The 20,925-nt window shown below is 70.7% G+C and carries 16 protein-coding genes; 3 read left to right on the top strand and 13 right to left on the bottom strand.

The window, feature by feature from the left end; translation table 11 throughout:
• Nucleotides 1-29: 29 nt before the first annotated feature.
• The 7 genes from LIP_RS06935 to polA form a co-directional block, all read right to left on the bottom strand.
• A complete protein-coding gene (locus LIP_RS06935) occupies nucleotides 30-1,697 on the bottom strand; it encodes an ABC transporter substrate-binding protein (RefSeq protein WP_198409763.1) in 1,668 nt (555 codons plus the stop codon).
• 325 nt (nucleotides 1,698-2,022) lie between these two features.
• Nucleotides 2,023-3,057, bottom strand: a complete 1,035-nt coding sequence (locus tag LIP_RS06930) for a nicotinate phosphoribosyltransferase (RefSeq protein ID WP_068136076.1) — start codon at nucleotides 3,055-3,057, stop codon at nucleotides 2,023-2,025.
• Nucleotides 3,050-3,628, bottom strand: a complete 579-nt coding sequence (locus LIP_RS06925) for a lytic transglycosylase domain-containing protein (RefSeq protein WP_082726593.1) — start codon at nucleotides 3,626-3,628, stop codon at nucleotides 3,050-3,052. Before LIP_RS06925 ends, LIP_RS06930 begins: the two co-directional genes overlap by 8 nt.
• Before the next feature lie 34 nt (nucleotides 3,629-3,662).
• The gene (locus LIP_RS06920; RefSeq protein ID WP_082725983.1) at nucleotides 3,663-4,133 is read right to left on the bottom strand and encodes a methylglyoxal synthase; all 471 of its coding nucleotides are present in this window, start codon (nucleotides 4,131-4,133) and stop codon (nucleotides 3,663-3,665) included.
• Nucleotides 4,105-4,728, bottom strand: a complete 624-nt coding sequence (coaE, locus tag LIP_RS06915; RefSeq protein ID WP_068141683.1) for a dephospho-CoA kinase — start codon at nucleotides 4,726-4,728, stop codon at nucleotides 4,105-4,107. The genes LIP_RS06920 and coaE overlap by 29 nt, the downstream gene beginning before the upstream one ends.
• A 27-nt stretch (nucleotides 4,729-4,755) precedes the next feature.
• A complete protein-coding gene (gene mutM, locus LIP_RS06910) occupies nucleotides 4,756-5,568 on the bottom strand; it encodes a bifunctional DNA-formamidopyrimidine glycosylase/DNA-(apurinic or apyrimidinic site) lyase (protein WP_158509586.1) in 813 nt (270 codons plus the stop codon).
• 10 nt (nucleotides 5,569-5,578) lie between these two features.
• Nucleotides 5,579-8,359 (bottom strand): DNA polymerase I, encoded by a 2,781-nt coding sequence (gene polA, locus LIP_RS06905; protein ID WP_068136071.1) that lies wholly within the window; start codon nucleotides 8,357-8,359, stop codon nucleotides 5,579-5,581.
• Between the two features lie 318 nt (nucleotides 8,360-8,677).
• Between polA and LIP_RS06900 the strand changes: the two genes are divergently transcribed.
• The 3 genes from LIP_RS06900 to LIP_RS06895 are packed head-to-tail and all read left to right on the top strand — an operon-like array spanning nucleotide 8,678 to nucleotide 11,290.
• Nucleotides 8,678-9,898, top strand: a complete 1,221-nt coding sequence (locus tag LIP_RS06900) for an S-layer homology domain-containing protein (RefSeq protein ID WP_144440376.1) — start codon at nucleotides 8,678-8,680, stop codon at nucleotides 9,896-9,898.
• Nucleotides 9,899-9,921: 23 nt separating this feature from the next.
• Nucleotides 9,922-10,110, top strand: coding sequence for a hypothetical protein (locus LIP_RS18465; RefSeq protein ID WP_144440375.1), 189 nt, complete (start codon nucleotides 9,922-9,924; stop codon nucleotides 10,108-10,110).
• 28 nt (nucleotides 10,111-10,138) lie between these two features.
• Nucleotides 10,139-11,290 (top strand): rhomboid family intramembrane serine protease, encoded by a 1,152-nt coding sequence (locus LIP_RS06895; protein ID WP_068136066.1) that lies wholly within the window; start codon nucleotides 10,139-10,141, stop codon nucleotides 11,288-11,290.
• A gap of 167 nt (nucleotides 11,291-11,457) precedes the next feature.
• Here LIP_RS06895 and LIP_RS06890 read toward each other — a convergent pair whose 3' ends face one another.
• From LIP_RS06890 to LIP_RS06870, 6 genes are all read right to left on the bottom strand, one after another.
• Nucleotides 11,458-12,369: an ABC transporter permease gene (locus LIP_RS06890; protein WP_082725982.1), complete on the bottom strand. Its 912-nt coding sequence runs from the start codon at nucleotides 12,367-12,369 to the stop codon at nucleotides 11,458-11,460.
• Nucleotides 12,362-13,222 carry a molybdate ABC transporter substrate-binding protein gene (gene modA / locus LIP_RS06885; RefSeq protein ID WP_082725981.1) on the bottom strand — a complete coding sequence of 287 codons (861 nt, stop codon included), beginning with the start codon at nucleotides 13,220-13,222 and terminating at the stop codon, nucleotides 12,362-12,364. Before modA ends, LIP_RS06890 begins: the two co-directional genes overlap by 8 nt.
• Before the next feature lie 17 nt (nucleotides 13,223-13,239).
• Nucleotides 13,240-14,367 carry a substrate-binding domain-containing protein gene (locus LIP_RS06880; RefSeq protein ID WP_068136063.1) on the bottom strand — a complete coding sequence of 376 codons (1,128 nt, stop codon included), beginning with the start codon at nucleotides 14,365-14,367 and terminating at the stop codon, nucleotides 13,240-13,242.
• A 168-nt stretch (nucleotides 14,368-14,535) separates the two neighbouring features.
• Nucleotides 14,536-15,108: a ribonuclease toxin HepT-like protein gene (locus tag LIP_RS06875; protein ID WP_068136060.1), complete on the bottom strand. Its 573-nt coding sequence runs from the start codon at nucleotides 15,106-15,108 to the stop codon at nucleotides 14,536-14,538.
• On the bottom strand, nucleotides 15,011-15,472 hold the full coding sequence (locus LIP_RS20465; RefSeq protein ID WP_158509585.1) for a nucleotidyltransferase family protein: 462 nt from the start codon (nucleotides 15,470-15,472) through the stop codon (nucleotides 15,011-15,013). The genes LIP_RS06875 and LIP_RS20465 overlap by 98 nt, the downstream gene beginning before the upstream one ends.
• 181 nt (nucleotides 15,473-15,653) lie before the next feature.
• Nucleotides 15,654-20,714 (bottom strand): LAGLIDADG family homing endonuclease, encoded by a 5,061-nt coding sequence (locus LIP_RS06870; protein ID WP_068136057.1) that lies wholly within the window; start codon nucleotides 20,712-20,714, stop codon nucleotides 15,654-15,656.
• Between the last annotated feature and the right edge of the window lie 211 nt (nucleotides 20,715-20,925).

Here is a 20,925-nt window from a genome sequence, read left to right as displayed (position 1 = left end):
GCGATCGGCCTTTCCTTCAGCCCCGGACCTTACAGATCGAGCCAGACGTTGCGGAACTTGTTCGAGTACTGGCCGAAGGCCGGCAGCTCGTAGTTCCGCACGAAGGGCTTGATCAGGTTGTCGTCGGTGTAGTAGTAGATGAAGAGCCAGGGCGCCTCCTCGACGGCGATCTTCTCCGCCTCGCGGTAGAGCCGGATCCGCTCCGCCTGATCGGTGGAGAGCCGGGCCGCCTTGGTGAGCGTGTCGAAGGTCGGGTTGTTGAAGCGCGAGTAGTTCCCCTCGGGGCCGATGTTGTCCGAGTTGAGCAGGACGTAGAGGAAGTTGTCCGCGTCCAGGTAGTCGGCCACCCAGCCCATGCGGAAGAAGCCGACCTCGCCCCGCTCCGTCGTGTCCAGATGGGTGCCCCACTCCACCTCACGCAGGGTGAGGTTGACCCCGATCTGCTTGAGCTGGGCCTGGAGCGCCTCGGCGATCCGCTGGTGAGCAGGGTGGGTGTTATACTGGAGGGTTAGGTTCAGCGGGTTGCTGGGGCCGTACCCGGCCTGGGCGAGGAGCTCCTTCGCCTTGTTGGGATCGTAGTTGTAGCCCTTCAGCTCGGGGTTGTAGCCAGGGATGGCCGGGGGTAGCACGCCCTTGGCCGGGGCCGCCCGCCCGTTGATGACCAGCTTGATCATGGCCTCGCGGTTGATCGCGTAGTTGAGGGCCTGGCGCACCCGCTTGTCGGTCACGATCTCGGTGTTGAACCCGTAGTAGTAGGTGCCGGGCTGGGGCCTCTGCAGGAAGACACCGTTGGGTCCGTCGTATCGGACGAAACCGTTGCCCAGGTCGGTCTTGACACCCTGAGTGACCTGCGGGAAGTAAGGATCATCCACCTTGTTGACCGCGTAGATGTTCCCCAGCTGGTACTCGGTCCACTCGGTGGCGCCGCCGCCAGGGATGACCCGGAACTCGATGCCGTCCATGTAGGGCAGCTGGTTGCCGTTCTCATCCTTCATCCAATAGTTCTCGTTCTTGGAGAGCCGCACCACGTCGTCCTGGCGCCACTCCTCGAACTTGAAGGCGCCGGTGCCCACGGGGTGGAAGTTGAAGTCGTCCTTGCCCCACTTCTCCACGTCCTCCCGCGGCAGCACCGTGAAGGTGTTGTACGCGATCACCTGCGGGAAAGGCGCGAAGGGGTAGGAAAGCTCGAACTGGAGGGTGTAGTCGTCCAGGGCCTTGACGCCGGCCAGGTGGTCGGCCTCGCCGCTCTGGTACTCCGCGTACCCCTTCACCATGTCGATGAAGTAGGCCCGCGGCGAGTTGACCTCAGGATCGGTGATGTAGTTGAAGGTCCAGACCCAGTCCTGCGCGGTGACCTCCCGCCCGCCGTTGGCCGTGGGCGTGCCGCCCTCGGTGGTCGCGTGGAAGCGGACGCCCTTGCGCAGCTTGAACGTGACGGTCTGGCCGCCGTTGCTGATCTCGTAGGACTCGGCCAGGAGCGGCGCCAGGCTGCCGTCCGGGGCGTACTCCAGCAAGGTCTCGAAGATCTGATAGTCCACCTCGGCCGAGGTGGTGTCGGTGGCAAAGACCGGATCCAACTGCGGCGGGTTGCTCGCGAGGGCATCCTTCCAGATCCCGCCGTACTTGGGCGTACCCTGGGCCGCGGCGAAACTGCCGAGGGCAGCCACCAGCGCCAGGGCCAGGAGCAAGCTGGTCATACGCCTTAACATCGTTTGGCCTCGCCCCTTTCACGGGTTTGCTCGATGCTGAGATGGATCCGGCGGGTTCTCCCTGCGGACCCCGCCGCGCCCGAAAGCGTCTACAGCCGGACGCCAGGCCGGCGCAGGCGATTTCGGTGCGCTTTTCGTCGTGTCCTCCTTCCTAGATTCGAGGAACCCCACCCTTCTCCTGCCCTGGTGGCTTGTCCCTCCTTCTTCCATTCCGTGCCCGTGGAAGAAAGTTACTGAGAACGGTTCGCAGCGCCTCGCGCGAAAGCCGCTGGAAGCCCGGCGCGGCCTCTCCAGCCAGCGGCGACGTGGCCCCCTAGAGCACCTCCACCAGCCGGGGGTTCGGGGTCCGGCCCGGGATCCGCCCCCGCTTGGTGCGGGGCTTCCCGGCCACCTCCTTTAGGTCCATGGTCATGTCGATGGGCGCCGCCGAGGAGATGTAGCTTCCCACCCCGAAGGCGTCGGCCCCGGCTTCGGCCAGGGCGCTGAGGCGTTCGGGGGTGAGCCCGCCCGAGACGAAGACGGTCACGTTCCGGTGGCCCGCCTGGTCCAGGCGGGCGCGAAGCTCGCGGACCAGGTCCGGTGTCACGCCGCCCCGCTCCCCCGGGGTGTCGAGCCGGACGCCCGCCAAGGCGTCGCCCAGCGCCTCTGCCACCCGCAGGCTCTCCTCGGCCTCGTCCTTGTACGTGTCCACCAGGATGGTGCGGGGCTCCTCAGGCGGCATCACCCGGTGATAGGCCCGGGCTCCCTGCACGGTGTCGCCCAGGATGAGGAAGAGCGCGTGGGGCACGGTGCCCACGGGCTCCTGGCCCGCTAGCTTCGCGGCCAGGATGCAGGCCGCTCCCTGCGCGCCCCCCACCAGCGCGGCCCGCTCCATCACCGGCGCCACCGCCGGGTGGACGTGCCGGGCTCCGAAGCAGAAGACCGGCTTGCCGCCCGCGGCGAGGCGGGCCCTGCGGGCGGCGGTGGCCCAGCCGCTGGATGAGGCCAGGAAGCCCAGGATCGGTGTCTCGTAAAGGCCGAACCGGTCGTAAGGCCCCTCGATCCGCGCGACCACCTCCCGGGCGGCGAAGTTGCTCCCCTCGGGCAGCGCCCAGAGCTTCACCCCGCGGCCTCGCAGGAGCGCTTCCACCTCGGGCAGGCCGGCGAAGACCCCGTCTTCCCGCGGGAAGATCTCGGCCACCACGTGGGCTTCGGCCACGCCCTCGGCCCGCAGGGTTTCCCGCGTCTTGATGAAGTACACATCGGTCGTGAGCCCCGCGGCGATCTCCTCGTGGGACGCCGAGAAGAACCGCCGGCCCGGTTCGGGCCGCCACGCGGTCACATCCTGCAGTCGCTCCAGCTCATCCATGCTTCCACCGACCTCCCCCATCGCTCGACACGCCCACCTCGGGGTAGAGCAGCCGATAGCGTTCGTACGCGGCAAAGACGCGCATCAGGTACGTGCGGGTCTCGGGGAAGGGGATGCGGCGGAGCTCGTCCACCGAGCCGCTCCAGCGCTCCTCCTCCAGCCAGCGGCGCACGTTGGTCCCTCCGCCGTTGTAGGCTGCGAGGGCCAGCACCAGGTCACCGTTGAAGACCCGCACCTGGTAGGCCAGGTACCAGATGCCCACCCGCAGGTTCAGCTTGGGATCGTCGAGATCCTCTGGCTCGAAGGAGTCCAGCCCCAGCTGCCCCGCGACCCACTCACCCGTCTCGGGCATCACCTGCATCAGGCCGCGGGCGCCCCGCGCCGACCGGGCCGAGGGTCGAAAACTGCTTTCCACCCGGGCCACGGCCGCCGCCAGCCGGGGGTCCACCCCGTACTCGGCCGACCAGTGCTCCACCGTCTCCCGGTACGGAAAAGGGTAGAAGAGGCGGCCGACGGGTCGCCAGTAGAGGGCCGCCAGCACCGCGATGCCCACCACGACTGCGACCAGCATCCGGCCGGCCATCCTCCCCCCCTTCCCCACCCGCCTACGCCTCCCCGGCCCGCTGCCCGCCGGGCGCGGCGGGCGGATCCTCGTGAGACGTGAGGGCGACAGGCCCTCCCCGGGCGCGCACGTGGCGCTTCTCGGGCTGGTACTCGGCCAGGCCCAGGAGGAGCAGCTCCGCGGAGGCCCGGTTGGTGGCCAGCGGCACGTTGTGCACGTCGCAGACCCGCAGCAGGGCGGTGATGTCCGGCTCATGGGGCTGGGCGGTGAGAGGATCCCTCAGGAAGATCACCGCGTCCACCAGCCCCGAGGCGATGCGGGCGCCGATCTGCTGGTCGCCCCCCAGCGGCCCTGAGAGCATGCGCTCCACCGAGAGCCCCGCCTCCTCCTGGATGCGCCTCCCCGTGGTGCCCGTGGCCACCAGCTCGTGCACGGCCAGGAGCTCCCGGTACGCCTTCACGAACTCGATCATCTCGGCCTTCTTCTTATCGTGGGCGATCAGTGCGATCCTCACGCCGCATCGCCTCCCAGACCCGCTGCACCTGCCGGCGCGTCTCCTCCGGCGTCCCGCCGTTGTCCACCACGTAGTCCGCCCGGCGCACCTTCTCCTCCAGCGGCATCTGGGCCGCCATGCGGGCGCGGGCCTCGGCCTCCGTCAGCCCGTTCCGCTGCCGGAGCCGCTCGAGCTGCACCGCCTCCGGCGCCGTCACCACCAGCACCCGGTCCACCAAGCGCCTGACGGGCTCGCCGCCCTCGAAGAGGAGGGGAATCTCGAGTACGATCAACGGTGCCCCCGCCTCCCGCAGCCGGGCCACCGCCTCCTCCATCCGCCGGCGGACCCTGGGATGGATGATGGCCTCCAGCCTCCGGCGGGCGCCCTCGTCGGAGAAGACCCGCCTCGCCAGGGCTTTGCGGTCCAGGCGTCCTTCGGGGGTGAGCACCCCCGGGCCGAAGACCTGCCGGATCTCCTCCAGCGCTGGCTCGCCGGGCTCCACCACCTCGCGGGCCAGCTGGTCCGCGTCGACCACCGCCGCCCCCAGCTCCTCCAGGAAACGGGCCACCAGGCTCTTGCCCGTGGCCACCCCGCCCGTTACGCCCAGAACCCGCACCGGCACTCCGTGGAGGCCCTCCTTCCGTCACCGCTGGCAGGCCGGGCAGTAGACGGAGCTGCGGCCGCTCACCCGCGCCCCGCGCAAGGGGGCCCCGCACCGGAGGCATGGCTCGCCCTTCCGGCCGTACACCTGGAGCACCTCTTGGAAGCGCCCCATCTCGCCGTGGATTCCGGCGTACGAGCGCACGGTCACCCCTCCCCGGCGGATGCCTTCCCGCAGCACCGCCCGCAGCGCCTGGTGCAGCCGGCCCACTTCCTGGGCCGAGAGGCTGCCCGCGGGCCGGTCGGGGCGGATCCCCGCCCGGAAGAGCGCCTCGTCCGCATAGATGTTCCCCACGCCCGCGAGCCGCCGCTGGTCCATGAGCACGGCCTTCACCGCCGCCGCCCGCCCCGACAGGATGCGGCCCAGTTCCTCCCGCGTGAACCGCCGGCCCAGCGGTTCCGGGCCCATGGCCGCCAGACCCGGCACCCGCCGCGCCCCGCCCGCGGGCAGCCAGTAGAGGAGGCCGAAGCGGCGCGGATCGACCAGCACCAGCTCTCCCCCACCCTCCACACCCAAACGCAGGCGGACGTGGGAGGGTCGGACGGCCCCGTCGCGTCCCGGCTCCCGGAAGAGGAGGCGCCCGCTCATGCGCAGGTGGAGCACCAGGAGCCCGCGCCCCTCCAGGTCCAGCAGCAGGTACTTCCCCCGCCGGCGGACCCGCCGCACCCTGCGCCCCACCACCGCCTCCAGCTCCTCAGGGCCCGTGTTCTGGGGCAGGCGCTCCTCCAGGAGCTCGATCCCCGTGATGCGCCGCCCCACCAGCACCTGAGCCAGCTCCCGGCGGATCCGCTCCACCTCCGGAAGCTCAGGAATCGGCCACGGGGCGCGTCTCGAGCCAGTTGGGCCCCGCCTCCACCTCCGCCCGGAGGGGAACCTCCAGGGAGACCACCCCTTCCATGGCCTCCCGCACCAGCCCGGCCACCCCTGCCACCTCCTCCTGTGGGCACTCGAAGACCAGCTCGTCGTGGACCTGCAGGAGCATCCGGGCTTGGTGGCCCGCTTGCCGCAGGCGCTCGTCCACCCGGAGCATGGCCAGCTTGATGATGTCGGCCGCGCTCCCCTGGATGGGCGTGTTCATGGCGGTTCGCTCGGCGAAGGCGCGCCGGGTCCGGTCGCGGGCCAGCAGGTCCGGCAGGTACCGGCGGCGCCCCAGGAGGGTGGTGACGTACCCTTCCCGGCGCGCCTGCTCCACCACCTCGTCCATGTACCGCCTCACCCCGGGGTAACGGGCGAAGTAGCCGTCGATGTACGCCTGGGCCTCGGCCCGGGAGAGGCCCGTGCCCCGGGCCAGGCCGTAGCTCGAGATGCCGTAGACGATCCCGAAGTTGATGGCCTTGGCGGCGGTGCGCATGGAGGACGACACCTGCTCGGGGGCAACCCCGAAGACCTCGGCCGCGGTGCGGGTGTGGATGTCCATGCCGCTGCGAAAGGCATCGATCAGCCCCGGGTCGCCCGAGATGTGGGCCAGCACCCTGAGCTCGATCTGCGAGTAGTCGGCGGCCAGCAGGACCCAGCCCGGCTCGCCCGGCACGAAGGCGGCCCGGATCTTCTCGCCCTCACCCGTCCGGATGGGGATGTTCTGGAGGTTGGGATCCGAGCTGGAGAGCCTCCCCGTGGCCGCGACCGTCTGGTGGAAGGTGGTGTGGACCCGGCCCGTCCCGGGGCGGATCAGCTCCGGGAGGGCGTCGATGTAGGTGCCCTTCAGCTTCACGAGCTGGCGGTGGACCAGGATGAGCGCCGCGACCTCGTGCTGGTCGGCCAGCTCCTCCAGCACCTCGGCCGAGGTGGAGGGGCCCGTCTTGGTCCGTTGGAGAACGGGCAGGCCCAGCCGCTCGAAGAGGATCACGCCCAGCTGCTTGGGGGAGTTGAGGTTGAACCGCTCCCCCGCGATGCCGTAGACCCCTTCGGCCAGCGCCTCGATGCGGCCGTCCAGCTCGTCGCTCAACCGCCGGAGCACCTCGGGGTCCACCCGGACGCCCCGCTCCTCCATGCCCGCCAGCACCCAGGCCAGGGGCAGCTCCACCTCCCGGAAGAGGGAGAGCAGGCCGTCCTGCTCCATCTCGGCCTCCAGCCGGTGGGCCAGGGCCCCGTACCGGCGCAGCCGCGCCGCGAGCCGGCCGGCCAGCCGCTCGGGCGGAACCGTTGCCAGGGGTTCCAGCTTCTTGCCGCGCCCTTCCACCTCTTCCTGCAGGAGCGGCAGCTCGTCGTCGAGCCAGCGCCTGGCCAGGTCCCCCGGATCGTAGCGTCCCTCGCCCGGCCGCAGGAGGTAGCCGGCCAGCAGGAGGTCGAAGGCGGGAGGCTTCAGCTCCAGCCCCAGGCGGCGGCCCAGGTGGATTTGGCGCTTCAGGTCGTGGACCCACTTGATCCGCCCGCTCGCGAGGAGCTCGCCCAGGGCCTCCAAGCCGTTCCGTGCGCCCTTGTCCAAGGGTAGGTAGGCCACCTCGCCGGGCCGGCCCACGGACACCCCCACCAGGGGAGCTGCCAGGGCGTCCGGCCCGTCGGCCAGCCACTCGACCGCCACGGGTTCCCCGGGGGGCAGATCCTCCAGCCAGCGGGCCAGGGCCGCGCCGTCGGCCAGGACCGTCGCCTGGGCTTCCGGGCTCCGCCCGGGGCCCGTCGCCTCCCCCTCCTTCCCCTCGCCTGCGCCCCCGGTGCCGCCGCCTTCCGCTCCTGCGCCATCGAGGCCCGCCCCGGGAAAGAGAACGCCCAGCCGGTGCAGGAGTGAGGTGAACTCCAGGCGGTGGAAGAGGTCGCGCACCGGGCCGGCCTCGGGGGGACGCACGCGGCAGCGGTCCAGGTCCAGCTCCAGCGGGAGGTCGCAGCGGATGGTGGTGAGCATCTTCCCCTGGAGGGCGGCCTCCCGGTTCTCCCGGAGGGCCTGGCCCGTGCGCCCCGCGACCTCAGCGGCGTGGTCCAGCACCGCCTCGAGGCTGCCGTACTGCGCGAGCAGGCGCGCCGCCGTCTTGGGTCCGACCCCCGGAACGCCGGGGATGTTGTCGGAAGGATCGCCCACCAGGGCCTTGTAGTCGGTCACCTTCTCAGGCGGCACCCCCAGCAGCCGTTCCACGCCCGGCGGGTCCAGCCGTTCCAGCTCGCTGAGGCCCTTACGTGTCAAGAGGGCCGAAACGGAGCCGTCCACGAGCTGGAGGAGGTCCCGGTCGCCCGTGAGGAGCAGCACCCGCAGGCCCAAGGCCTCGCCCTGGCGGGCCAGCGTGCCCAGGCAGTCGTCGGCCTCGAAGCCCTCCAACTGGTGGACCGGCAGGCGGAGGCTCTCCACCACCTGATACACCAGGGGGATCTGGCTCGCCAGCTCGTCGTCCATGGATGGGCGCTGGGCCTTGTACCCGGCGAAGGCCTGGTGCCGGAAGGTGGGGCCCTGGAGGTCGAAGGAGACGGCCACGTACTCGGGACGCTCCTCCTGCAGGAGCTTGATGAGCATGGCGGTGAAGCCGTAGACCGCCTGGGTGGGCTGCCCGTCTCGGGTCCGCAGGGGCGGCAGGGCGTGGTACGCCCGGTGGATGAGGCTGTGCGCATCCACCAGCACCAGGGTGCCCTCGCCGGTCCCTCGTCCGGTCCCTTCCGCCATGACTGGATCCCCCCATGCCCGTGGGGAGCGCTTCCTGCAGCCCACGTGGACGGCCCCGCCCTCCAGGCCACGTCCCTTATTCCACGCCCCCCAGGTAAACCCTCCCGCACCGCTCCCCGGCAGGACCGGCGCGGGCCGGCGCGGCCGGTCTTTCCTGGCATCCGCGCCGCACATTGCTTGAAGGGTCCTCCGGAGGGGGAACGAACCCTCACCAGGCACAGGAGGATGGATCCCATCCCCATCCTGCCTGGCCAGCCAGTTCATGGCTGACGTGGGCCCTCACCGCCGGACGGTTGGGGGACCAGGGAGGCATGCAACGTGCGACGTTTCCGTGTCATGGTACTCCTCCTGGCCGTTGCGGCCCTGCTGGTGGGCGGGCTGCGCCCCCTCACCCTGCCTGGCGAGGCCAAGGAAGAGCTTTCCGACGTGGAGGGCCACTGGGCCGAGCGCGAGATCCGCGACCTGGCCGACCAGCGGGTCATCACCGGCTATCCCGACGGCAGCTTCAAGGCCGAGCGGCCCATCACCCGGGCCGAGTTCGCCACCGTCCTGGCCCGGGCGTACGAGCTGCCACCGGCCGAGCAGGCGCCGAGCTTCCGGGACATGAAGGACCACTGGGCCCGGGACGCGGTGAGCAAGCTCACGGTGGCAGGCATCATCAAGGGCTACCCCGACGGGACCTTCCGGCCCTCGGAGAAGATCACCCGGGCCGAGATGGTCGCGATGGTGCAGCGGGCGGTGGACCGGCTCCACGACCTCACGGCCGACCTGCCCAACCGCTCGGGCTGGCAGGCCACCTTCAGGGACGTACCCGCGGACCACTGGGCCTTCAACGCCGCCGAGACCGCCCACCAGGAGGGCATCCTGCCCCCCTACGTGCGCGACCGCTTCGAGCCCTCGCAGGCAGCCACCCGGGCCGAGACGGCCTACATGGTGGCCCGCTCCCTGAAGCTCGAGGTGCTTGACGGCACCCTCACCCAGGCCGACGCCGAGAGCCAGAGCCTGGTGTTGAAGACCGAGAAGGGCACCCGCAGCCTCATCCTGCCCTCCGACGCCCGCCTGGTGCAAGCCGGCCGGCTGGCCGACGCCGGTTCCCTCACCACGGAGGTGCCGGTACGGGTCGTCGCCGATGCCTACGGCCGGGCCCGCATCGTGGAGGCCGAGGCTCCCTCGCCGGCAGCCCGGGTGACCGACGAGGCCAAGGACCTGGCCCGGCAGATCCTCACCAAGGAACAGCTCTCCGCCCTGGTCGCAGGCGACTGGGGCCGGGCCGGCCAGGAGCTCCGCCTCTCCCTCTACGACCTGATGGTCGAGCGGGGCGCCACCCCCTTCGAGGCCGAGGCGATCCTCCAGGAGGATTGGAGCTCCCTCACCGGCCTCGGCAAGGACCGGCTCTCCACGGCGCTCAGCGATTACCTGCAGCTGCCTGCGGAGCTCACCCGGGCGCTGCTGGACGGCGACTGGGGCCGCGCCCAGGAGCTGGCCCAATCGGAGGCCGCCGGGCAGATCCTGGAGCGCTACCTCTTCCCCGAGGGCTAGCAGGCGGCCAGGGGGAGGCGGCGATGCCAGCCGTCGCCCTACCGCTCCTCCTCGCAGGCCTCGCCGCCGGGCGGACCCCCACGGGCCCGCCCGGCTTCGTGTTCCCGCCCGTCTCCGGTATGTTCCAGCGTCCCCGGCTTGCTCTGCCCAATGCCCGTACGGCGGGCCGCCTGACCCGTCCCCGCTTCGCCTCATCCAGACCCCTGTGGTAGAATACCCTCAGCAGAAGGAGGGGCGTTCGTGGCCGATTCCATGGGGAGCCGCCTTCGCCGGGGATGGATCGAGCGCCAGCGGAGGCAACTGGAAGAGCAGGACCGCCAGATCTCACGGGAGGAGATCCGGCTCAACCTGCGTGAAGTGGAGGTGGTGGAGCGCCGGCGGGAGGTCACCCGCCTGGCCGAGCGGCTGGGCGAGCCCGACCCCATCGCGGGCCTGCCCGATCCCTCCTTCGATGGCGCCGCCCAGGAGGCGGGCGTGCCGGGCGAAGTCGACCTCGCACCCGGTGAGCGTTCTCCCGAGGAGGAGGTCGAGCTCCTCAGGCGCCAGATCGAGGCCCGCAGGGCGGCGTTGCCCCTGCGGGAGCGGGCCCTCCGGGCGGAGCTCGCCCGGCTGGACCGCGTCGAGAGCGACCTCAACCGGCGGTGGCAGCGCCTGCAGCGATCGGAGGCGGACCCCGACTCCCCCCTGTCCCGGCCCCGCCGCCCCGTGCGCCTGGGAGGTGGCCGGAGCATGACCCAGACCCTGCTGGTCGTGATCGCCGCCATCTTCGTCCTTGACATGCTGACCGGCGGCTGGCTCCTGCGCGCCGGGGCCAAGTACGGCCCCGCGATCTGGGGCGGGCAGTGGTACCGGCTGATCACCTCCGCCTTCCTTCACGCCGGCCTCATGCACCTGGCCACCAACGCGTTCTCCATTTACATCATCGGGCCCGTCGTCGAGAACATGCTGGGCGCCCGCCGCTTCCTGCTGGTCTACCTCATCAGCGCCCTGATGGGCTCGGCCGCCAGCCTCTACTTCTCGCCCCTCACCCTCAGCGTCGGCGCCTCCGGGGCCATCTTCGGCCTGATGGGGTACATCCTCTACGCCCGCTGGCAGCGCCCTCGAGTGGTACCCGCCGAGCTCCGCCAGTGGGTTCTCGGCATCCTGCTCCTCAACGTCTTCATCACCTTCGTGCTGCCGCGCATCGACGTCTGGGGCCACCTGGGAGGCCTGGTGGGCGGCTTCGCGGCCGGATTCGTGGCCGGCGCACCCGGCCCCTCCCCGCTGGACCTGGCCCGCTCCGGGCGCCCCGGGGCGCTGGGAGCGGCCGTGGTGGCCTCGGTGGCCCTGGTGGGCTTCGTGTGGCTCACCCTTCAGCCCGGGGCCAACCCGATGGTGCGGAGCCTCTTCTAGCCGGACCCGCGACCGGATGCTCCATCCACGGAGGCCCCGACGGCTGGGCCCTCTTCCACCTTCCGGTCGTCCCCGCGGTGCGGCAGGCCTCTTCGACCCCTCCGCCCCACCCGACCGGGTGGCCGTGGCCGTGATGGGGATGAGCCATGCTCTGCTTCTCGACGTCCTCATCGAGCGGAAGGCTGCGGAACCCCGGGATCTGGCCGGCCTCTGCCTGGGGATGTTGCTCCACGGTGTGACGCTGCACGGGTGAGAAGGCGGGAGGCGGCCAGCACGGCGGCCGCGCCCCCCACCAGGAGCACGGCCAGGGCGACCGCGGCGTCCAGATCCGTCTCCATGGCGGACATGATGGCCAGAGGCATGGTCTGGGTGCGTCCGAGGAAGTTGCCTGCGAACATGAGGGTCGCCCCGAACTCGGAAAGCGCTCGGGCCCACGTGAGGACCGCGCCAGCGCCCAGGGCCGAGGCGGCCAGGGGCATGGTCACGTAACGGAGCACCTGCGCGGGTGAGGCGCCATCCACCGCCGCCGCCTCTTCCACCTCCCGGTCGACGCCCTCGAATCCGCCTGCGGCGCTCCGCACGTAGTACGGTGCGGCCACGAAGAGCTGCGCGAGGACCACCGCCGCGGTGCTGAAGGGAAGCTGCACCCCCAGCAGGTTCAGGGTCGAGCCGAGGAGCCCCTTCCGCCCGAACGCCGTCAGGAGGCCCACGCCGGCCACCACCGGCGGGAGCACGATGGGAAGCTCGGTGACCACCTCCACCACCCACCGCCCCCGGAATCGACGGCGGGCGAGCAGGTAGGCAAGCGGCGTCCCGGCCGCGAGCGAGGCCAGGAGCGTCACCCCGGTGGTCACCAGGCTGAGGCGGAGCGCCTGCATCACCAGAGGACGGGTGAGGATGGGCCAGAACGCGGAGGATCCGGCGGCCTTCCACGCCAGCGCGGCCAGGGGAAGGGCGAAGAAGGCCACCAGCAGCCCGGCCAGGGCGCCCAGCGTCCAGCCCCCCGGCGCCCCAACGCCCTTGCGGCGGGCCGCCGGGCTCGCCTCCCGAACCCATGCGTTGGGGGCGGGTTCAGCCACGGGGCTCGTCCCCCGGTCCGAATCCGAACGCCTGGAGCACCGCTTGTCCCTGCGGCGAGAGGACGTACCTCACGAAAGCCTCGGCCCATTCGGGGTTGGGTGCCCCGCGCACGACGGCGATGGGGTATCGGGCGACGACGTTGAAAGCCGCGGGGATCTCGATCACCCGCAGCGCATCCCGCACGGCGGGCGTCACGTCGGTCGCGTAGACGATGCCCGCGTCCGCCTCGCCCAGCTGCACCTTGGCCACCACCTGGCGCACGTTCGTCTCCTCCGAGACCAGCCGGCCCAGCACCCGCGCCGGGTAACCCTCGCCGAACCTCGGGTCTGTGCCCAGGGCTTCCAGCACCCCGCGGCCGTAGCGGCCAGCGGGGACGTCGGAGTGGGCCAGCACCAGCTTCACCCCGTCATGAGCCAAATCCCGAAGGTCCTCAATGCCCGCGGGGTTCTCCGCCGGCACGATGACCACCAGGCGGTTCCGGGCGAAGAGCTCCGCCGGCGGAACGATGAGACCCTCCTCCTCCGCCGCCTGCATGTGCTCCTCGTCGGCCGAGGCGAAGACGTCCGCCGGGGCACCCTGGCCGATCTGTGCCCGGAGCACCTGGGTTCCTGCAAAGCTGAAAACCACCCTGGTTCCCGGATGGGCCGCCTCGAACCGCCGACCCAGCTCCCGGAACGCCTCATGCAACGAGGCCGCGGCGAAGACGGTGACGGTCTCCCGGCTACCGGCGGCGCTCTTGGCCGCAGAGGCCCCTGCCAGCACCGTCGCCACCCCGAGGGCTGCCACGGCCAGCGCCGCGAACGCCCCTCGTCCCAACCGTACCGGCCACGCGCTCCGTCCCTTGGCTCCCATCGGCTCACCTCCTGATGTCACGCCGCCTCCAGGCGGGCCAGCTCCCTCCCGGTCTCCCCCACCTCGTAGGGACCCAGGGCCGCCAGCTCCCGCCGGAAGGCCGTCTCGTGCAGGACGTCCAGCAGGGCGCGCACCACCGGCCACTCCAGGCAGGAGCCTGCAACCGCCAGATCGTAGCGCTCCCGGGCCAGAGGCACGAAGGCGAGGCCCAGCAAGACAGCGGCCGATTCGGTGGTCACGCACGCGTCGGCCAGCCCCAGGGCCACGGCCCTGGCCACATCCAGGTGCCCGGGGAGCTCACGCTCGTATTCGAGGACCGCCGACGCCGGTATACCCGCCCGGCGGAGCTCGCGGTCCAGGAGCGCCCGGGCCCCCGAGCCCCGAGGCCGGTTGACGAAGCGGACTCCCGGCCGAGCCAGGTCCTCCGGCCCCCGGATGCCCAGCGGATTGCCGGGCGTCACCGCCAACCCCTCGTGGACGTAGGCCAGGTGCACGAGCCGCACCGCCTGGCCGCTGAGGGCCGCCCGCACGAAGGGGAGGTTGTACTCCCCGCTCTCCTCTTCCAGCAGGTGCACGCCCGCCACGGCCACCAGGCCCTGGGCGAGCAGCCTCAGCGCCTGGCCGCTGGTGGCGTTCCGCCACGCCACCCCAAACCCGCGTCCCTGAGCGGTCACACTCTGGCCCAGCAGGGGCAGCGCCGGATCGCATCCGGCGAGGATGGCACGGGCGCCCTCCCCGGCGGGCCGGCGCCAGAGGTCCACCGCCACCGTCCCGTCACGCGCCACCGCGTCCACCCGCCCGTCGGCCGGCAGGGACCAGATCTCCCGCTCCAGGGGAAGGGCCACGAACCCTTCCGCCTGCTGGACGACGAAGATCCGTTGCCCAGGGACGAGATGTGCCTCCGCGCCCGCCCACCGGGCGGTGACCCCCACAGGAGCCTCCAGGGCGAAGAGCTCCTCCACCGTGCAGCCGAGCGCCCGGGCCAGGCGGAGCGCCGAGGCCGCGGAAACCGATGCCCTTTCCTGCTCCACCGCGCTCACGGTCTGTCGGGTGAGCCCCGAGAGGCGCGCCAGCTGCTCCTGCGTCAGCCCCCGAGCCTCCCGGAAAGCTCGGAGGCGGCTTGCGACCCGCTCGGCCCTCTTCACGGGCGATCCTCCCCCGGTGTTAGGTGTATGAGCTTTTCGTGTTCTTTATTGTCTCCGAAGCCAAACTCCTTCTGCCCCGCGACCCACCGCGCAAGGGTGGTGCTTCAAGCCACGCCCCCGTGCCAAGACGGCGCGAGCCCGTTGCGTTCGCCACAGAGGCGGTCGTCGCTAAACAGGACCCTGGCCGGGGCTGGCGGCCCCCTCGTCCTGGTCTTCCGTGGTCTCGTCCGCTGAGCGGGCATGGACCTCTACCAGGCGGTCGATGAACCTGAAGAACGATTCGATCTCGCCCCGAACGGTCCTGAAGGCTCCAGGCAGAGCGGCGAGCAGAGGGCGCATCCGTTCCCAGTCCAGGTGGCGCCCATACAGGTTACGGAAGAGGTGCCGAAAACGCAGGTACTCGTCGAGCGTCTGGGTGGCGGGTTCGCTCAGGACGGCAGGGCGAAAGCCCTCAACGGTGCGGGCCATCTGGTTGAGCAGGCGGCGGTGCCAGTCGCTGCTGCTGGGCGCGCCCCCGTCGAATTCCTCGGCGATGCGCTGAAAGATGCGCTCGCAGCCCGTGTAGAAGTCTTGCAGGAAGGTGGCCAAGCCCCTTCTTCGGAGCTCGTCGGGCACGGCAACGCCCATACCTCGCGTGAGTTCATCACCGGTGCGCACCACCTCCTCGAGTTCGGCGAGCTCGGCTCGGATCTCCTCCTTGAGGCGGCGGAGACGCTGGCTCTGTTTCCGGTGCTCGTCCATGGAGCAACGCTCCCTCCGTCCTGATCGCGGCGCGAAGCGCTTCGGTGGCGTCCTCCCATGCTACCAGGTCCACGGCGAACTCGGTTCGTTCCTGCAACCGGGAAGCGACCCAGAAAAACCGGCTCGCTCCAAGGCCCTCAACCGCCAGGTCCAGGTCGGAGTCCAAGCGGAAGTCGTCCGGGCGGAGAACCGAGCCAAAGAGCCAGACCCGCCGTACCCCAGGCTGCTCGGCCAGGAACGCGGCCAGCCGGTGCGCGTCCGCAAGCGCCTCGTGGTACCGCGACCGCCTCTCGGCCTCTCGCTCGTCGATTCTTCGCTTCCAGGCGGCGGCATAGGATGCGTACCGCTCGTGCTCCCGGGCCACGGTTGACCACCCACCCTCGGGCTCCTCGGATGGATTATAGCACAGCCCTGGTGCCCGTGGTCCGGCCGGCGTACTCGCGGGTTGAATGGGGCCTGCCAGGTATCCCGTCACGCGCGGCGCCCGGGACCGAGATCCCGGGCACCTTGGCGTGGATCAGGCGGTCAGGCCGGATGCGGCTGTCTCAGCACTCGGAGAAGCCGCAGCTCATGCACTTCAGGCAGCCCTCCTCGTGTACCAGGGCATCCATGCCGCACTGGGGACAGAGGTCCGAGCGCACCGGCGCAGCCTTCTTCGGACCCGTGTGGCCGTTCTGCGAGGCCGGAGACGGAGCCACTGGGCTCCCCACTGCCTCGGTGGCCGTGGCGACCGGATCCCTGGATGGCGAGCTCTGGGGCACCTCACCCTCTCCGGAGGGTAACCGAAGCCGTAGCCCCTCGGCGCCTTCCTCTGCTGCCGGTGCTGCCGGCCCGGCCCCTGCAGCGCTGCCGGTCACCGACCCCGCCGGCCGGGGCCGGCTGCTCTCGCGCCCTTCCTCCCGCTCCCGCAGGTAGTCGGCGATGAAGCGCCCGATGGCGTCGGGAACCGAGCGAACCCGGCCGGGGCCGAAGCCCACGGAGCGGCTCCCCCCGATGCCCTCCAGCTGGTGGACGATCTCGTGGGGGTCGATGCCGCTCCGCAGCGCCAGGGAGACGAGGCGGGCGATGGCCTCGGTGAAGGCGCTCACGTCGCTTCCCGCCTTGCCGATCTGGGCGAAGAGCTCGATGGGGTGGTCACCCAGCAGGTTGAGGGTCAGGAAGAGCTTGCCCAACGGCGTCTGCCGGGCGTCGGTGATGCCGTGGAGCCGGGCCGGCCGGGAGATGGGGTGGATGTGCCCCCAGCTTCCGTTGACCTTCTGTCCTGTGGAACCGGCCGCATCCGGCTCCGCCTCGGCGTCTGCGACCGCCTCGACGGCCTCCCGAGCCTCGAGCGACTCCTGCTCGCCGGTGCCCACGGTGAGCACCTGGCCCGCCCGCGAGCCGTCGCGGTAGATGGTGACGCCCTTGCAGCCCAGTTCCCAGGCCAGCCGGTAGACGTGCTCCACGTCCTGAGGCGTGGCCGAGTGCGGGAAGTTGACCGTCTTGCTCACCGCGCTGTGGACGTGCGCCTGGAAGGCCGCCTGCATGCGCACGTGCCACTCCGGCTCGATCTGGTGGGCGGTCACGAAGGCCCGCCGGACGTCCTCGGGAACCTCTTCCAGCCCGTCCACGTTGCCCTTCTCCGCGACCCGCTGCGCCAGCTCCTCGCTCCAGAAGCCCCGCATCCGGGCGACCTGCTCCAGGAGCGGGTTCACTTCCTTCAGCGTCTCGCCGTCCAGCACGTGCCGGGTGAAGGCCAGGCTGAAGAAGGGCTCGATGCCGCTGGAGGCCCCTGCGATGATGCTGATGGTGCCCGTGGGGGCAATGGTGGTGAGGGTGGCGTTCCGCACCCGCAGGCCGCGCTCTTCCCAGACGGACCCCTTCCACAAGGGGTAGACGCCCCGCTCCTCGGCCAGGCGCTTCGACGCTTCAATGGCCTCCCGCTCGATGAACCCCATCACCTCGCTGGCCTTGGCCACCGCCGCCTCGGAGTCGTAGGGAATGCCCATCTGGGCCAGGAGGTCGGCCCAGCCCATCACGCCCAGGCCGATCCGCCGGTCCTGAAGCGACTTCTCCCGGATCTCGGGCAGCGGGTACCGGTTGGCGTCGATGACGTTGTCCAGGAAGTGGGTGGCCAGGCGCGTCGCCTCGCCGAGCCTCTCCCAGTCCACGCCGGCCTGCTCGGTGAAGGGCTCCCGGACGAAGCGGGCAAGGTTGATCGAGCCCAGGTTGCAGCTACCGTAGGGCGGAAGGGGTTGCTCGCCGCAGTTGTGGGCGACGAAGCCGTTCGCGTCGAAGGCGTGGATGCCGGGCACCTGGACGTCGAAGACGTCCTCGACGCCCGCCGGCTCCACCCGCTCCACGCGGGCCACGAAAGGCTCCCGGGCCGGACGCTGCCGGCGATCCCGCAGCAGGCGCCCCAGCCTGATCTGGCGGCCCGGGTCGCTGAAGCCGACCCGCGTGGCGAAGCGCTCCACGTTCTCGCCCGTCACCACCAGCTCCGAAGCCGTAGCGCCTCGGGTCGCGAGACGAGCCTCTCCGGCCGCGCCCTTCCGGCGCGCCCCATCGTGCGGGCGCCTGGCCAGGCGCGAGGCGATGCCCATTCGCAGCAGCATCCGCTGGACTCCTGGGGCCTGGGCCGGGTCGGGCAGATGGAGACGCACCCGCAGGACCCCATTCTCGGAGCCCTCCAGGGTTGCGTGGATGTCGAAGAGGCCCCGGAGGAAGCCCCGGTAGAACGCGCTGGATGCGCGTTCCACCTGGGGGGTGATCCCCCTTCGGCCCGTAGCCAACCCCAGCCCCGTCGCGAGGGCCTTGAGAGAGGCCAGCCGTACCCGCCGCGTCCCGGCGGCCGGCGGGCTCCACCCGGGGAAGCCGCCCGGCTCGGGCAAGGTCCTGGCCGCCTGCTCCACGGCACGGGCCATGGCGGCGGCCGCCTCCCCCTGTTGGGAGTCGGTCCCGTTGGCGACGGCCGCGGGGCTCGTAACCAAGAGCTCGGCCGCATCCGCGAGCAGCGTGCCCCCCGCCACCAGCAGTCCCGCCAGGTACCCTTCCTCGAAGGTGTGGGAACCCGCCCACGTCGGGGCGGCGTTGTGGTCGTGAAGCAGCACCAGGTCGCCCGGCTGCAGGTCCCGTGCCTCGCACCAGGTGCTCTCGATGCCCCAAGGGGTCACCCGGCTCACCCGGCGGAGCCGGTGGTCCGGGGTCAGCTTGAGCGTGTGCCCCTCCGCGGTGCGGAGCCGCACGACAGGCTTGGTTCCCGTGACGAAGAAACCCACCGGCCCTGAGGGCACGTCCTTCCCGTCCACCCGGGCGAAGAAGGGGCGGCCCAGGAGCTCGCGCACCTGGCGCGGGCCCTCGCTCGTCTGCACCCAGGTGTCGCCGGTGACGCAGGGGTTGGTCGCTTCGATGACCTCTGCGTGGCGGTTGGGGTTCTCCCGGTTGATCCGGTCGATGAAGACCACGCCTGGGTCGCCGTTCCGCCACGCGTTCTCGGCCATCATCTCCCAGACGTCCCGGGCCCGCAAGCGGCCCACCACCCGCCCGTCGCTCGGGTTGACCAGGTCGTACTCGCCGTCGGCCTCCAGCGCCTCCATGAACGCGTCGGTCACGGCCACGGAGATGTTGAAGTTGGTCACGTCGACTCCGGACGCCTTGCACGTGATGAACTGGAGGATGTCCGGGTGGTCCACCCGCAGGATCCCCATGTTGGCGCCCCGCCGCTTCCCGCCCTGCTTGATGGAGTGGGTGGCCGCGTCGAAGACCTTCATGAAGGAGACGGGACCGCTGGCCACCCCGCCCGAGGTGTGCACCGGGGAACCCTGGGGGCGGAGGCGGCTGAAGGAGAAGCCGGTGTTGTGCACGACCCACATCTTTCCGGCCCCTGCCAGATAGTTGTTGTACCCGTCCACCGTGAAGTCGTAGAAGCGTCTTGGCTCCCGGTTGAGCCGAACGTCCTCCACCGTCGTCCATCCGTTGGCTAGGCGATCGAGCAATTCGAGCCGCGCGTCGTATTCCGCGGGGAGCACCTCGCGCAGGGCCGCAACGAGCTCGCGGAGCTTCTGCTCGTCGATGCCTAGGCCCCGGCGCGTGGGGTGGAGCCGGATCCGGTGCCGGCCGACCTGCAGCGGCCCCCGATGGATCGATGTGGTGTACACCTGCACACCCGCTGCGTCGAGGAGGTCTCGCACCCACTCGAACGGGATCGGCAGGTTGAGCCGGGTATTGTGCCGCACGGCCATCGTGAGCTGGCCCAGCCGCTCCGCCTTCAGCGGGTCGTGGACCCACGGCCTGATCAACTCCACCAGTTCATGCGCCTTCTTGCCGCTCGCGAGCTCCACCGCATAGCCCTGGCGAAGCGCCTTCCCATGCGGCTTCTTGACCCTGAGGGTCGGATCGAAACCCAGGGTGCTCAGCAGGCCCATCAACCGCCTGGCGAGGTCGTGGTGGATGGTGAAGACCTCCACCCGCCGGTGGCTCACGTTTACGTGTCCGTCCGCGTCCACCAGGCCCCCCAGAAAGGCAGCCACCACGCTGAGAGGCGACTTGCCGACCATCTCCGGGAGGGTAAGGTTGCGCTGCGCCCCAGGCTGAACCTGGGCCAGCTTGACGAAAGGCTCCGTGAAGGACCGTAGGGTCGCAGACAACCTGAACGGACCGCGCCCGTCCCTGTGGGGGGTGACCTTCACCCCGAGTCTGGAAAGCACGCTCGCGGCGTAGTCGATCGAATCCCGCCGGCCGTCGACGAATCGGATACGAGGCGCAGTGGAGCCTGCTTGCCGGTCGTGGACGATATCGAGGGAGCCATCTCCGAGGAAGTATCCCAGGAGCCAGCCCATCTCCTCGTCCAGGATCAAGCCGCCCACCGAACGATACTCGGTGAAGGGCCAGCTTTCCCGGCACGACGCGTTGGCCGTCAGCAAGATGTCGCCCTTGCGGAGCTGATCGGCCCGCCGCTCCACCAGGCCCTTGCCGTCGAAGACGTAGAAGGGGTGCCAGGCACTGGTCGTCACCTCGCTCCCGTCGGAGCCGCGCACGGTCACCTGGGCGTCGGAGGGCACGTCCCATTCCCACAAATGGGTGATCCGCTTAGCCTCAAACCGTCCGGTTCGCGGGTCCACGGCCAGGGTGCGGATGCCCAGGTGCCCCACATCCATCACCCGATGGTCTCCGCGATCCTCGGCGTGGCAGCCCGTGGCAGCCACGCGCTGGTACAGGGTCTCGATCTCCTCCAGGCCGCAGAAGGTGGTGTGTACCAGCGAGTCACCGGCCACGCAGCCTCCTCCGGACTGGTGAATCAGCGCCGCCGCCTTCAGGCTGTCGAAGATGCCCTCGAGGGAATCCTCCACAGGGAGGACGTAGCAGGCGGACAGTTGCTGTAGGGCGAGCCCCGCGTTCATCAGCGTGGGCGAGTTGGGGAGGAACTCCAGCTCCGTCATGAACCGGTAGAAGCGTTCCTCGAGGGCCCGCACCTCGTCTGCGTCCTTGCCGTACACCTCACCGTCCACGGACGCGAGGTTGTGCGCCACCCGCCGGAAGAGCTCTTCCGGCGTCTCCACGATGCGGCCGCCCTCGCGCCGCAGGTAGCGGTGCTCCAACACCGTTCGGGCATTGGGGGTGAGCTCCATGCCGTCTTCCTCCCAGTGCGGCGAGACCGCGCCACGCCCGGTAGCAGCCGGTGCCGGCCCCGCAACCGTCTCCCCTTCAGCATACAGCAAACGCACGTTCGCGTCCAGCCCCGGAGTCCGCCTTGTCGCGACGACACCGGGCCGGCCCCGGATCCACAAGATATGGACCCGTTAACAATCTAGTAACCTACATCTAGGGTGTCCAGGGGAG

Source organism: Limnochorda pilosa, assembly GCF_001544015.1.
Lineage (GTDB): Bacteria > Bacillota > Limnochordia > Limnochordales > Limnochordaceae > Limnochorda > Limnochorda pilosa.
Note: the sequence above shows the minus strand (reverse complement) of the source record. Positions and strands in the feature narration are given on the sequence as shown.

Excerpts from the sequence above, each read along its gene's own strand:
- modA (WP_082725981.1), bottom strand. The coding sequence starts at position 13,222 with ATGGGAGCCAAGGGACGGAGCGCGTGGCCGGTACGGTTGGGACGAGGG.
- LIP_RS06930 (WP_068136076.1), bottom strand. The coding sequence starts at position 3,057 with ATGGATGAGCTGGAGCGACTGCAGGATGTGACCGCGTGGCGGCCCGAA.
- polA (WP_068136071.1), bottom strand. The coding sequence starts at position 8,359 with ATGGCGGAAGGGACCGGACGAGGGACCGGCGAGGGCACCCTGGTGCTG.
- LIP_RS06935 (WP_198409763.1), bottom strand. The coding sequence starts at position 1,697 with ATGACCAGCTTGCTCCTGGCCCTGGCGCTGGTGGCTGCCCTCGGCAGT.
- LIP_RS06875 (WP_068136060.1), bottom strand. The coding sequence starts at position 15,108 with ATGGACGAGCACCGGAAACAGAGCCAGCGTCTCCGCCGCCTCAAGGAG.
- LIP_RS18465 (WP_144440375.1), top strand. The coding sequence starts at position 9,922 with ATGCCAGCCGTCGCCCTACCGCTCCTCCTCGCAGGCCTCGCCGCCGGG.
- LIP_RS06870 (WP_068136057.1), bottom strand. The coding sequence starts at position 20,714 with ATGGAGCTCACCCCCAATGCCCGAACGGTGTTGGAGCACCGCTACCTG.
- LIP_RS06925 (WP_082726593.1), bottom strand. The coding sequence starts at position 3,628 with ATGCTGGTCGCAGTCGTGGTGGGCATCGCGGTGCTGGCGGCCCTCTAC.